This window comes from Bradyrhizobium sp. CCBAU 51753, assembly GCF_015291565.1.
Lineage (GTDB): Bacteria > Pseudomonadota > Alphaproteobacteria > Rhizobiales > Xanthobacteraceae > Bradyrhizobium > Bradyrhizobium ivorense.
In genome coordinates this window covers 7,035,189-7,047,837 of sequence record NZ_CP030037.1, presented here as the reverse complement: position 1 = coordinate 7,047,837, position 12,649 = coordinate 7,035,189, and the positions used below count along the sequence as shown (strand labels likewise).

Here is a 12,649-nt window from a genome sequence, read left to right as displayed (position 1 = left end):
TGTGCCAACTGCGATCGGATTACTGCTCCGCCACCGCATCGCTCCACGGCTGGAACGGCTCGGTGGCGCCGCTGTTGGTGGTGCCGTCGCGCAGCACGAGGCTCGGGCAGGCGAACTTCATCGGCAAATTCTGGATCCGCGCCTCTTCATAGTCGAAGCGGCCGCGCAGCGCCTCGCGCACTGCGGCGGGCAGGCGGACATCGCCGATCACCACCGCGCCCTCGCTGGCGTCGATCCGTGGCTGGTGAATTGCAGCGTCGAGGTCCATGCCGAAGTCCATCACGAAGGACAAAAGCTGCGACACCGCGGGCAGAATGCGGCGGCCGCCGGATGCGCCGGCGGCGACGCGCCGTCCGTCGGCGGCCTCGGCCACGACGGGCGTATAGTTGGTCAGGCAGCGCTTGCCGCCGGCGAGCGAGTTCGGGTTGCCCGGCGTCGGGTCGAACCACATGATGCCGTTGTTCATGGTGAGCCCGGTGCTCGGCGTCACGAATTTCGAGCCGAATGTCGACAGCAGCGTCTGCGTCACCGCGGCCATGTTGCCGTCGCGGTCGACCGCGGAGAAATGCGTGGTGCAGCTCGGCGCGATCGCCTCGGCGCCGAGCGAACGGCGGCCGTCGACGTCGCCCATGTCCTTCAGCCGCTCGCGATAGGCAGCCTGCAGCGCCTCGACATAGGCGGTGTAGGCCACGGCATCGGGGCCGCCGCGCGCGGGCGCGAATGCCTTCTGCAGCAGGCCGAGCGTGCGCGCCATGGTCGGGCCCGCGGTCAGTTCCGGCGTCGCGTAAACCGTGCCGCCGCGATAGGGGATTTTCAGCGGCTCGCGCAGGTGCGCGTGGAACGCGGCGAGGTCGCGCACCGACAGCGCGCCGCCGGCGGCCTGGATGTCGTCGGCGATCGAGCGCGCCAGATCGCCCTCGTAGAAATCGCGCGCGCCGGCCGCCGCAAGCTGCGCCATCGTCGCCTTGAGCCGGTCCTGCGGCATCCGCACCACCGATTTGATGCCCCATTGCGCGTTCGGCGGCAGCCCGTCCTGCAAGTAGGCTGCGGCGCTGGCCGGATAGCGCCGGAGATCGGCGGCCGAGCTCGCGATCATCGCGGTGGTCCACCAATCGACCAAAAGCCCTTCGCCCGCGAGCTTCACGCTCGGCGCCAGCAAATCCTTCCACGGCAATTTCGCATGGCGGCGATGCGCCTCCTCCATGCCGGCGACCACGCCGGGCACCGCGATCGATCCGGGTCCGTGCAGGTTGCGGTCGTCCTTGACCCGCGCCCAGGGGAAGATGTCGGAGGCAACGCCGCTGGCGCTCAGCGGATAATCCTCGATGCGCAGGCTGTCGGGCGCGCGCATGCCGTAATCGATCACCTCGACGCGGTTCTCGCGGGCGCGGTACAGCACCATGGCACCGCCGCCGCCGGCGCCGCTCATCCAGGGTTCCAGCACGCCAAGCGCAAAGGTGGTGGCGATCACGGCGTCGACGCAATCGCCGCCTGCCGCCAAAACCTCGGCGCCGACCTCGGCGGCCTTGCGCGATTGCGCGGCGACGATGCCGCCCCTGGAACTGACGGCGGGTTTGCGGATCACTTGCGAGTTGGAGAACTGGTCGGACATGGCACTGCTTCCTGGCGTTGCATTCGCCGTTCTTGTTGCGGTTGGCGTTGGCGTAGCATGCCAAGCATGGCACAGTCAGTGCAACAACAAGCCTGTTCCGGGGAGAGGAAAATGACCGGTGTGAAGCGCGAGCGGGACGGCAAGGTCGGCATTCTGACGCTGAACGATCCCGCCAGCCTGAACGCGATGACGCCGGACCTGCTCGGCGATCTCGCAATGGCGATCGGCGAGATGACGGGCGACGCCGGGATCCGCGCGCTGGTGCTGACCGGCGAGGGCCGCGGCTTCTGCTCGGGGCAGAATTTGAAGGCGGTCAATTCGCTCGGCGACAACCTCTATGCTGGCGTCATGCAGCATTACTGGCCCGCGATGCAGGCGCTGCGCGAATGCCGCGTGCCGGTCGTGGTCGCGGTCAACGGCGTCGCGGCCGGCGGCGGCTTCAGCCTCGCGATGTCCGGCGACATTATTCTTGCAGCGCGTTCGGCGAGTTTCATTCAGGTGTTCAGCCGGATCGCTTTGGTGCCCGACCTCGGCTCGACCTGGCTGCTGCCGCGCCTGATCGGCCGGCAGCGCGCGCTCGAACTGATGCTGCTGAACGAGCCGCTGTCGGCTGAGCGGGCCAAGGAGTGGGGGCTGGTCCGCGAGGTCGTGGACGACGCAAAGCTGCTCGAGGCGGCGAAGGCATTGGCGCAGCGCCTTGCCGACGGGCCGACCCGGGCGCTGGTGGCGACGCGGCAATTGCTCGAGGAGAGTGAGCACGCGTCCTACGAGGCCCAGTTCCGCCGTGAGCTCGAGGTGCAGTCGGTGATCCGCACGGGCGAGGACGCGCAGGAAGGCCGCAAGGCCTTCGTCGAGAAACGCAAGGCGCAGTTCACCGGACGCTAGACCGTGATGTCAGGTGCGTCAGCCGATCGCGATCGCCACCTTGCCGAAATGCGCGCCGCTTGCCATGTGCGCGAACGCGTCCCTGACCTGGTCGAAGGGGAACACCTTGTCGATCACAGGCTTGACGCCGTGCATCGCGATGCCGTCGCAGAGTGCCTGAAGGTCCTCGATCGAGCCGACGGTAACGCCCTGCAGCCGCTGCTGCTGCATGACCATCAGCGGCAGCCTTGTGTCGGCGGTGGCGGGACCTGCCAGCACGCCGATGAAGGCGATGGTGCCGCCGATTCTGGTGGCGCGGATCGACTCGTTCAGCGTGCCGACGCCGCCGACCTCGACTACGAGATCGACGCCGCGCCCGGTCAGTTCGCGTGCCTTCTTGCCCCAGTCCGGCGTCGTCTTGTAGTTCAGCGTCACATCGGCGCCGAGCTGCTTCAGCCGCGCAATCTTGGCGTCGCTGGAGGAGGTCGCGATCACCCGCGCGCCGCACATCTTTGCGAATTGCAGCGCGAACAGCGAGACGCCGCCGGTGCCTTGGGTCAGTACCGTCTGCCCGGGCTTCACATTGCCGAGCTTGACCACCGCGCTCCAGGCGGTGAGGCCGGCGCATGGCAGCGCAGCGGCCTCGACGTCGGACAGATGGGCGGGCGTGCGCACCAGCGCGTGGGCGGGAAATACCCGGTACTCGGTCAAGACGCCGTCGACACTGCCGCCGAGCGCGGCGCGCATGCTGGCCTCGCTCGGCTCGCCGCCGAACCAGTTCTCGAAGAAGCTGCCGATCACGCGGTCGCCGGGGACAAGACTCCTGACCCCGGCGCCGATCGCTTCGACCACACCGGCGCCGTCGGAGACCGGCACCAGCGGAAACTTTTGCCGCGAGCCGTAGCCGCCCTTCACCGTCAGCAGATCGCGGTAGTTCAGCGTCGCCGCCTTCAGCCGCACCAGCACTTCGCCGGGGCCGGCCTGCGGAACCGGCTTGTCGACCAGCGCCAGCGCGTCGACGCCTTCGGGACCCTGCAACTCGTAGCACTTCAAGGGACGCCTCCTGCGGACGGTTGTTGTCTTGGGCGGCGCTTCCCGCGTCGCTGGGCATGCCCTGAGCATATGTCAGGCGGGCGGCGGCTGACCATCATGGATGACATGGCGCGCGGAATGGCGCCCATGCCGGAACCTGCGGCGATGTCGCAGAGCGGGAGGTAAACATGGCTGGCTTGCTTGAAACGCGACCCGCCCTGACCGGTATTCTCATGTGCCGGATGGCTCTGCTCGCCGCCAGCTTGATCTGGTGCAGCGGCGCAATGGCTGCGGCCGACGATTTGTACCGCGCGCAGACCGTCGTAACCGGCCAGGGCGAGCCGAACCGCATCGTCGGCTTCGGCGCCTGCCTGGAGGACGTGCTGATCAAGGTCTCCGGTCAACCCGCGCTCGCCGGCGATCGCCGGCTTGCGGCGTACAAGGCGAGGGCGAAGGAGGCGGTCAGCAATTTCAGCTATCACGACCAGTTCGCCGGCAAGCCGCACCGCGACGAGCAGGGCACCCGCGACCGTCCCTACGACCTGACGGTGGATTTCGACGACAGCAAGATCGACGGCATCCTCGGCGAGCTCGGCCTCAAGCCGTGGCGATCGCAGCGGCCGGTGCTCGGCGTCTTCGTTGAAATGCAGAATGGGCCGAAGGATTTTGTGGTCACCGCCGACGGTACGCAATCCGACCTGCAGCGCGACGCGCTGGCGGCGGCGGCCGACAAGCGCGGCATGCGCGTGGTGCTGCCGGAAGCAGCCGCGCTGGCGCGCGCAAATGTCGGCGCAGCCGACCTCCTCAAGATACCGCAGGCGAAACTGATACCGATCGTCGCCCCCGGGGGCGGTGAGGTCGCGCTGGTCGGTCGGCTGGTCTGGGACGATAAGGATCTCGGCTGGGCCACGCGCTGGCAGTTGGCCTGGCACGGCAAGGACTACAAATGGCAGTTTCGCGGCGTCAGCTTCGATGAGGCCTTCCGCCGCGCCGTCGGCGGCGCCGCGCAGGTGTTGTCAGGCAATGGCGACCCGGCGCGAGCGAAATGAAGCCGCATGCCAACGCTTCAATCAGGACGGGAACCGCGGATGCCCTACCTGCCAAACTCTGTTTCCACCTGTGGCTGAACTCGGACGTCGCATCTCCGCGTTCCGGCGATCGCAAGATTTAGGCTTGCAGGAAAGCGCGACCCGATTGACTTATGCCGTGATCAGGAATTGGATAGCGCCGTATTTTTGAGAAGGTGATTTTTACCTATGTCAACCACAGGTATAGTCGCAATTGTGACAAGGGTATTTCCGGAAGGACATTCCCGCCTACCAGCAACCGTCCCGCCCGCAACAACCTCCCCCGCAACAGCGTCCGTTGCGCGTCGCCACGCCAGAACCGCCGGCTAGGGTGACATCATGTGGAAGAGTGAAAAGCTCAGGCATCGCGAACGCAGGGTCGCGGCGCTTCGCTCGGTTCGCCCGCTGTCATCGCCCGTTCCATCGGGCAAGAACATTCCCACGCCCGACGCCATCGCCGACTTCACGGCGCAGATCGAGGGCACCGTGGTCTTGCCGACCGACCCGAACTATCAAGCGGCGCGGCAGCTCTTCACCCACGAATTCCAGGTCTTTCCCCAACTCATCGTGTATTGCGAGGTGTTCGACGACGTCAGGCACTGCCTGAAGTTTGCGCAGGACCAGGGGCTCTGGGCCGTCACCCGGTCCGGAGGGCACAGCACCGCCGGATATTCGGTCAGCTACGACATGGTGATCGATCTGAGCCGGATGAACTACGTCGTGGTCGATGCGGCGGCAAGGCGCGCGGTGATCGGCGCCGGCGCGACGTTCGGACATATCAACGCGGTGCTCAACGGCTACCAGCTGCACATGCCGGGCGGAGCCTGCGAGGACGTCGCCATCGCCGGCTACATGCAGGGCGGCGGCTACGGCTTTACCTCCCGCGAATACGGGATGAATTGCGACAATGTGATCGATGCGACGGTCATGCTCGCCGACGGCAGCATCGTGATGGCCAGCGAATCCGTGAACAGCGACCTGTTCTGGGCCATCAGAGGCGGCACCGGCAATAATTTCGGGGTGTTGCTGCAGGCGACCTACCGGTTGCATGAGCTCTGGAAGATCTGGGGCTTTGGTCTGCTATGGCCGATCGAGGATGCGCCGGCCGCGCTCGTCGAACTGCAGAACAACTATATGACCTCGGGCGCGGTCGACCAGCTCGGCTACATGGTGATCGTCACCGCACAGCAGGGCAAGAACGTCATGCTGATGCGCGGCACCTATCATGGCAGCCGCGACGACGGCATGAAGGCGCTGGCTTCGCTGCTGGCGACCAAGGGCGTCGAGCTGCAGGTCGACATGGTCGACCACACTTACCTCGAGGTGAACCGCTACATCGTCGACAAGCCGTTTCCCATCCCCGATGTGCCGATGACGGTGATGGAAGACAAGCAGAGCGCCTATGTCGCGCGGCCGCTCAGTCTCGACGATTGGAAGAAGGTCATGCAGCGGTTCGGCGAGTCGCCGTCGCCGTGGAGCTGGTTCGTGATCGAGCCCTATGGCGGCGCGATCAACCGCAAACCGAAGGGCTCCAACGCCTTCATCCATCGCGACGTCCTGATGAACACGTTCTTCGGCCTGTTCTGGCGGACGCCGGATGAACGCGAGCCGTTCGAGCAGTTCCTGGACGATTTCATGAAGATGTACGCGCCGTACGGCAACGGCCATTCGTACCAGAACTACCCGCGCCGCGAGCAGAAGGATTTTGCGAAGGCCTATTGGGGCGACTACTACTGGTTCCTGGTCAAGATCAAGGCCAAGTACGATCCCGACGGCTTCTTCCACTATCAGCAGGGCGTCGCGCTGACGAACGGGGGCGCCGCGCCGCCGGTGCCGCCACCTTTGCCGGCCCCGATCGACGGGCCCATCGTGCGCGAGCCTTATTAGCTATCGATTGTTGGGGGGGAGGACTGCGTGGACCGTGTCGTCGAGATGTACTTCCTGCCCCCGATCGCGGTCGCCCGCGTCGGCGGCAGCGATACTCCGCTGGAAGCCTTCGTCTGGGACACCGACATATCGACGCACGGCGCGCATCAGACCGTCATCAAGCCGGCGGTCACGCTGAAAGTCGCCGCCGACGGATCGGTTGAACCGTACATTCCCAACGAAATCAGATTCCGCGACGGCGATCAGCTTCGGCCGGCGGCGCCCTTCTTCGAGCTGTGGTTGAAGATCCAGTCGGGACCGGATGGCGAGACCCGTGACGAGCCGGCGACGCCGTCCTTGCTGGCGCATTTGGGGGTCTCGACCAAAAATCTGCAGTTCAAGGTCGCGGTCGGCAATTGCAAGGCGGAGCGGCGGACCAGGTCGCCGGCCTGTTCCTTTATTGCGCGGCTCGAGGTCCGCGGCACCGACCATGGGCGCAAGCCGCTGCTTGCCGTCAGCCCGTATACCTCGGGCGAGACACCGCTGGTTGCTCCGGAGCGCCCGATCCCGCTCGGCAGCTTTCAGGTGATGAAGCCTGCGGCGGGGAGCGGACCGGAGGTTAACCAGCTGGGCGTGGATCTGTCGCAGATCCGCGTCCGTTTCACGCCGGCACGCGGCGAGGTTTACGGGCCGCCCGAGGCGATCGCGGGCCCGTCGTCGCCGGTCCAGCCCGGCGAGATCGTCCCGGCCGCGGCGCTGCCCGGGAAGATTTACGAGATCGTGCCGGAGCGAAACCGGATCCTCAATTCCGAGACACCGTGGTCGACCTACATCATGGATGAGAAGGGACAGACCGATCCGCAGCCGTGCGATTCCTATGACGGCGCCGACGTCGGCAACTGGCAATCCTGGGGCGTGGTCGACGACACCTGCGATGGAACGATCACCGCCGAGCTGGTGATCCGCGGCGTGCGCTTCGTCGCCAACGCAAGGGTGCTGTCCGGCGTGCCGGATTTCGCGCCGGATCGACGCCCCTTCGTCTCGCTGGCGGGCGACCTTGCCGACCGCCAGTTGCCGCCGCTCGAGGTGTCCGAGAAAACCCGTCGCGATACCAGCACCGAAATCGCCGACCTGTTCTCCCGCGTGTTCGAGACGGCGACGCTGATGAACCTCGATGCCCAGCGCTACAAGGCGGTGCTGATCAACACCAACGATCCGCCGCCGCCGAATTATCCGGGGCTGCCGCAGATCGGCGACGGCATGATGACCAAGGACGATGTGCCCTATGTCGATCTCATCCCGGTGGAGCTCGGCTCGAACAAGGTCGAGCAGGAGAGCGACGGCGTGCCGTTCCGGCCGTTGCCCTATACCGATGTCGCCAGGGTCGCGCACGCCCCGTTGACCGATGAGATCTCGCTGCAAGACTTCCTGCGCACCCGCGCGGAACATGTGCGACGGCTGATCAGGCCTCCCTACGGCCGCTTCTGGCAACTCGATCAGGCGCCGGGGAAGGTGCCCAATCCTCGCTTCCGCGATTCCCGCGTGTCGCGCGACAGTCTGCACGACATGCGCATGCCGCCCTTCATGCGCGATTCCGACGAGAACCCGCTGTCATTGACCTGGCGCGACTACGACGCGCTGATGCGGTACATCGCGTTGCTGGAGGCGGAGGACGCCGCGGCGGCGCCGTCCCAGCCGTCGAACGACTGAGGACAGCCATGGACAACGGATCGGGCAAGATATTTCCACGCAACCTGACCGCGCGGGCTGCCTATCAGGTGCCCGGCAATCCGGTGGTCACGCGTCTCGAGGATGTGGTCGCCAATTGCTATCCCGGCCTCGAGCTCGACGTGCGCAATTTCGATCGCCGGTTCTTTCCGGGCCTCGTCTTCGAGTTCGTCGCCCGGCTCGACAATACCGCGAGCTACGAGGAGCCCGAGCGCTACGGAGCGTGGCTGCACTATGTCGACGTCCTGATGGATCCCGACGTGCAGTCGGAAGCGCCCGAGGTCAAGAAGCTGCGGATCGACCTGCTATTGAACGCCGGCGCGCTCGGCGCCCATGACGACTGGTACCTCGAATGGGTGGAGCAGAAGGGCAAGCGGCTGTCGATGCGGCACCACAATCCGGACAATCCGGATTATCCGCTCGATGGCCTCTACGTCTGGCGCCTGCTGCGCGGGCTCGAGCCCGGGCCGCTGACGATCGGGCTGAGGCGGCGCTCGGGGGACCACAGCGAGATCGTGCTCGAGGGGTGGCGGCGGAATTTCGTCGATCCCGTCACCGGCGTGATCAGCGGCGCCTACCAGCCCGGCGAATTGTTGCAAAGCCTGTGTTCGCCCTGGCAGCACGATTTCCGCGACTGCTCGTGCATGTACTGGGCCGCCAATCATCCCGACGTGGTGTTCCAGGAGGTCGGACCGGACGACGAGAAACTGCCGAACGGCCAGGCCGCGGATCCGCTGCTGGCCAATCTGAGGGTCGACTGGCTGCGCTCCGATCGCGCTCGCGACGCCACGGCGGCGGCCGAAAATACCATCGCCAAGAACCGCCCCTACCAGTTCGACCATTTCCAGATCAATCAGGAATGGCAGCGCCTCAACGTCGTGGTCCGCGACCAGGAAATCGATCAGGTCTACGCGCCGCTGCCCGACAAGGACAAGGCCAAGCCCTTCGACACGCCGGAAGAGCTCGCCAAGGAATTGCGCGAGAAGCTCGGCCCGATGGAAATGGCGCTCGCGCTCGAATATGTCTATGCGCGCTTCTCGCTGCTGTCGCCCGAGCAGGCCGACCAATCGGGGTGGCCGACGATGCGCGACGACGTCGCCTTCATTCGCGGCGTTCTGATGATCATCGCGTCCTGCGAGATGCAGCATCTGCGCTGGGTCAACGAGCTGTTGTGGATCCTGCACAATGCCAAGCTCATATCCTCCTACGCGCCGGTCTTGCATCCGGCGAAGACGTTGCCCGACGGCAAGCGCGGCTGGCGCAACGCCGTGCTGTCTCCCCTCACGCCCGATACATTGACGCGCTTCATCGATATCGAGCGGCCCAGCGGCGTGCTTGATGGCGCTTATGCGCGCGTCATCGCGACCTTGCGTCTGCCGATCTATCCCAAACTCGCCATCGAGCTCGCCGAGCGCATCGACAGTGACGGCATTGATCACTACAGCAAGTTCTGCGAGGTGGAGGTCGCGCTGAAGACCTATCGTAGGGCCAACCCCGCGCTGCCCTATCTGCGCAAAGTCGAGGTCGGAACGCCCAACGAGGCGAAGGACGCGCTGAAGGTCTATCACGACATCCTACGGCTGCTCGGCAACGGGTACACGGACTACGCGCGTGACCAGCTCGAGGAAGGCGCACCGTTTGTCATGGCCGCGCGGGCCAAGATGAACGAGCTTCTGACGGTCGGCGAGGCGCTCGCGCTGCGCGGCATCGGCATCCCATTCTGGTAGCCGACATGATCACCGCCAGTTCCTCCGTCGCGTCGGCCGACGTCCATCTGTTCGACACCGAGTTTGGTCCGCATGCGCTGCTGGCCGACGCCTCGCAGATCTTCGCGCTCGACGCGCAGAGCCGGGACGAGCTGGCGCGGGCGGCCGGGCTCGGCCGTGAGGCCGTGCGTGCGGTGATCGGGCTGTCGCGGCCGCTGGCATCGGCCATGGAGGCGCCGCGCGATCCGCCGCTGCGGTCGCTGTCGCTCGCGGTGGCGCAGGCCTGCAATCTCGGCTGCACCTATTGCTACGCGCAGGAAGGAAGCTTTGGCGGCAAGGCCAGGGACATGGCCTGGCGCACCGCCGAGGCCGCGGTGCGCCGTTTGTTCACTGATGCCGCAGCGGGCGACAGGCTCCACATCTCGTTCCTGGGCGGCGAGCCGCTCGCAGCGCGCGAAGTGCTGCGCGATGCGACCGAGCTTGCCGTCGCGCTGGCGCAGGAGAAGCGGGCGACCGCCGCGTTCTCGATCACCACCAACGGCACCCTGCTGCGGCCGGACGACGGCGAATTCTTCGAGCGCCACGGATTTTCCGTGACGGTCAGCCTCGACGGCATCGGCGCGGTCCACGACCGGTTGCGGCCGTTCAAGAGCGGCCGCGGCAGCTACGAGCGGGCGATCGAGAATGTGCTGCCGTTGCTCGCGATGCGCCGCCGCATGCAGATTTCCGCGCGGGTCACGGTGACGCCGGACAATCTCGACCTGCGCGAGACGCTGGACGGGTTCGCCGATCTCGGCTTCGCCAGCGTCGGATTTTCCCCGGTGCTGCGGTCACCGACCGGCCGGAGCGAGCTTCACAAGCCCGACTTCGAGGTCCTGCTGGCGCAGATGATCGCCTGCGGGCGCGAGTTCGAGCGGCGCATCGCGCAGGGCCGGCCGTATCCGTTTGCCAACATGCACAGCGCGATGCGCGAGATCCATCGCGGCACCCATCGCCCCTATCCATGCGGCGCGGGCGCCGGCTATTTCGGCGTCTCCGCCGACGGCGGCATGTTCGCCTGCCATCGCTTCGTCGATGATGACGCCGGCGCGATGGGGCATGTCGAGACCGGCGTCGACCGCGCGCGGCAGCGGCAATGGCTCGAAGAACGTCTGGTCGACCGGCAGGAGCCGTGCCGTTCCTGCTGGGCGCGCTATCTCTGCGGCGGCGGCTGTCATCACGAGGTGATCGCGCGCGGACGGCCGGCCTGCGATTACATCAGGGGGTGGCTGGAGTATTGCCTGCAGGCCTATGTGCGGCTGTCGGTGCTCCGTCCGGACTATTTCGACGGCCGGACTGCGGCTGACGCCACCGCCTTGTCATGACCCGCGTCACGACCGCCGAGGTCTGCGTGATCGGCGGCGGGCCGGCCGGGGCGGCGTTCGCAGTGCGGCTGGCGCGGCTCGGCCACGACGTCGTCGTGATCGAGCGGAGCGCATTTCCGCGCCCGCGCATCGGTGAGGCGATGGCGCCGTCGATCTGGACCGTCCTCGACCTGTTGAATATCCGCGATGAGGTCGCGCAGGCCGGCTTCGTGCGGGTCGAGAAATCGATCCTGCGCTGGGCCGGCGGCGTCGATGAGGACGTGTCGCCGCCGCCGGGGCATTTCGGCCTGATGGTCGACCGCGGCCGCTTCGACGCCATTCTGCTCGACACCGCGCGGAAGGCGGGCGCCCGCGTGCTGCAGCCGGCGCGGGCCAGGGCACCGCGCGCATGTCCCGGTGGCTGGATCATTCCGGTCGAGAGCGCAGCAGGCGAGCTGCTCGTGGAGGCGCGCTTCCTCGTCGATGCCGCGGGGCGCTATTCCAACATCCGCAAGACCGAGCCTGCGGCAGGGCCATCGACGGTGGCGCTGTCAGGGCATTGGCGAAATACACGGCTCGCTCCCGGCGCTAACCGGATCGAGGCCGGCAGCAGCTGCTGGTACTGGGGCGCGCCACGGCCGGACGGCGCATTTTGCGCGATGGTCTTTGTCGATGCCGCGCAATGCAGCGGTCGCCGCCGGCGCGAGATCGAAGCCCTCTATCGGGACCGGCTGGCGGAGTCCGCCCTGCTGCAGGATTGCCTGCAGGGCACGCTGGAAGACGGCGTCCGGCTCCATGATGCGACACCTCATCAGAGCGCCGTGTGCGTGACCGGGAATTCGATCCGGATCGGCGAGGCGAGTTTTTCGCTCGATCCGCTGTCGTCGCAGGGCGTGCAGGCGGCGATGAACGCGGGCCTGCAGGCCGCAATCGTGGTCCATACCATGCTGACACGCGCGGTGGACGCCGAAGCCGCCCGCGCGTTCTATCGCGATGCGCAGAGGGACACCGTCGAGCGCCACCGTGTCGCGGCGACGCGTCACTACGCGGCGGTAGCGGGCACAACGCCGACGCCGTTCTGGCGCGAGCGGGCGGCCGCACCTGTTGCGGTACCGCCGATGCCGCTGCCTCCGCCGCCGGCGTTCGCTGGACGGGCGCGCCTGTCGCGCGACGTGCGCATCGCGGATGTTCCAATCATCGAGCGCGACCACATCACGCTGCGCAAGGGCCTGCATCATCCGGCGCTGGGGCGCCCGTTCGCCTATCTCGACGGGGTTGATGTCGAGACCCTGCTGCAACGCGTTGCGCAGAGCGACAGCCTGGAGATGCTTGGACGCGAGCTCGCGCGCGACACCAGCGGCGAGCGCGGCAGGCGTATGGTGTCGTGGCTGGTCGAACGCAGGATCCTCGTGGCGTCGGAATGACGTCGGC

At 66.7% G+C, this 12,649-nt stretch carries 9 protein-coding genes; 7 read left to right on the top strand and 2 right to left on the bottom strand.

What is annotated here, in order from left to right:
* Positions 1-19 precede the first annotated feature (19 nt).
* The gene (locus XH93_RS32245) at positions 20-1,612 is read right to left on the bottom strand and encodes a gamma-glutamyltransferase family protein (protein WP_194470544.1); all 1,593 of its coding nucleotides are present in this window, start codon (positions 1,610-1,612) and stop codon (positions 20-22) included.
* A 111-nt stretch (positions 1,613-1,723) separates the two neighbouring features.
* On the opposite strand from XH93_RS32245, the gene XH93_RS32240 reads away from it, so the two are divergent.
* Complete coding sequence (locus XH93_RS32240; RefSeq protein WP_194470543.1) at positions 1,724-2,497, top strand: enoyl-CoA hydratase-related protein; 774 nt, start codon at positions 1,724-1,726, stop codon at positions 2,495-2,497.
* Positions 2,498-2,515: 18 nt separating this feature from the next.
* Here XH93_RS32240 and XH93_RS32235 read toward each other — a convergent pair whose 3' ends face one another.
* Positions 2,516-3,529 carry an NAD(P)-dependent alcohol dehydrogenase gene (locus XH93_RS32235; protein ID WP_194470542.1) on the bottom strand — a complete coding sequence of 338 codons (1,014 nt, stop codon included), beginning with the start codon at positions 3,527-3,529 and terminating at the stop codon, positions 2,516-2,518.
* 167 nt (positions 3,530-3,696) lie between these two features.
* Between XH93_RS32235 and XH93_RS32230 the strand changes: the two genes are divergently transcribed.
* From XH93_RS32230 to XH93_RS32205, 6 genes are all read left to right on the top strand, one after another.
* The gene (locus XH93_RS32230; RefSeq protein ID WP_194470541.1) at positions 3,697-4,557 is read left to right on the top strand and encodes a DUF2066 domain-containing protein; all 861 of its coding nucleotides are present in this window, start codon (positions 3,697-3,699) and stop codon (positions 4,555-4,557) included.
* 357 nt (positions 4,558-4,914) lie between these two features.
* Positions 4,915-6,462, top strand: coding sequence for an FAD-binding oxidoreductase (locus XH93_RS32225; protein ID WP_194470540.1), 1,548 nt, complete (start codon positions 4,915-4,917; stop codon positions 6,460-6,462).
* A 27-nt stretch (positions 6,463-6,489) separates the two neighbouring features.
* Positions 6,490-8,151 (top strand): hypothetical protein, encoded by a 1,662-nt coding sequence (locus tag XH93_RS32220; RefSeq protein WP_194470539.1) that lies wholly within the window; start codon positions 6,490-6,492, stop codon positions 8,149-8,151.
* An 8-nt stretch (positions 8,152-8,159) separates the two neighbouring features.
* On the top strand, positions 8,160-9,896 hold the full coding sequence (locus tag XH93_RS32215; RefSeq protein WP_194470538.1) for a ferritin-like domain-containing protein: 1,737 nt from the start codon (positions 8,160-8,162) through the stop codon (positions 9,894-9,896).
* Between the two features lie 5 nt (positions 9,897-9,901).
* The gene (locus tag XH93_RS32210) at positions 9,902-11,239 is read left to right on the top strand and encodes a radical SAM/SPASM domain-containing protein (RefSeq protein WP_194470537.1); all 1,338 of its coding nucleotides are present in this window, start codon (positions 9,902-9,904) and stop codon (positions 11,237-11,239) included.
* Positions 11,236-12,642 carry an NAD(P)/FAD-dependent oxidoreductase gene (locus tag XH93_RS32205; protein ID WP_194470536.1) on the top strand — a complete coding sequence of 469 codons (1,407 nt, stop codon included), beginning with the start codon at positions 11,236-11,238 and terminating at the stop codon, positions 12,640-12,642. The genes XH93_RS32210 and XH93_RS32205 overlap by 4 nt, the downstream gene beginning before the upstream one ends.
* The last annotated feature ends 7 nt before the right edge of the window (positions 12,643-12,649 follow it).

Bases quoted from the DNA above. Each gene is read 5' to 3' on its own strand.
- XH93_RS32245 (WP_194470544.1), bottom strand. From the start codon at position 1,612: ATGTCCGACCAGTTCTCCAACTCGCAAGTGATCCGCAAACCCGCCGTC.
- XH93_RS32240 (WP_194470543.1), top strand. From the start codon at position 1,724: ATGACCGGTGTGAAGCGCGAGCGGGACGGCAAGGTCGGCATTCTGACG.
- XH93_RS32230 (WP_194470541.1), top strand. From the start codon at position 3,697: ATGGCTGGCTTGCTTGAAACGCGACCCGCCCTGACCGGTATTCTCATG.
- XH93_RS32225 (WP_194470540.1), top strand. From the start codon at position 4,915: ATGTGGAAGAGTGAAAAGCTCAGGCATCGCGAACGCAGGGTCGCGGCG.
- XH93_RS32215 (WP_194470538.1), top strand. From the start codon at position 8,160: ATGGACAACGGATCGGGCAAGATATTTCCACGCAACCTGACCGCGCGG.
- XH93_RS32210 (WP_194470537.1), top strand. From the start codon at position 9,902: ATGATCACCGCCAGTTCCTCCGTCGCGTCGGCCGACGTCCATCTGTTC.
- XH93_RS32205 (WP_194470536.1), top strand. From the start codon at position 11,236: ATGACCCGCGTCACGACCGCCGAGGTCTGCGTGATCGGCGGCGGGCCG.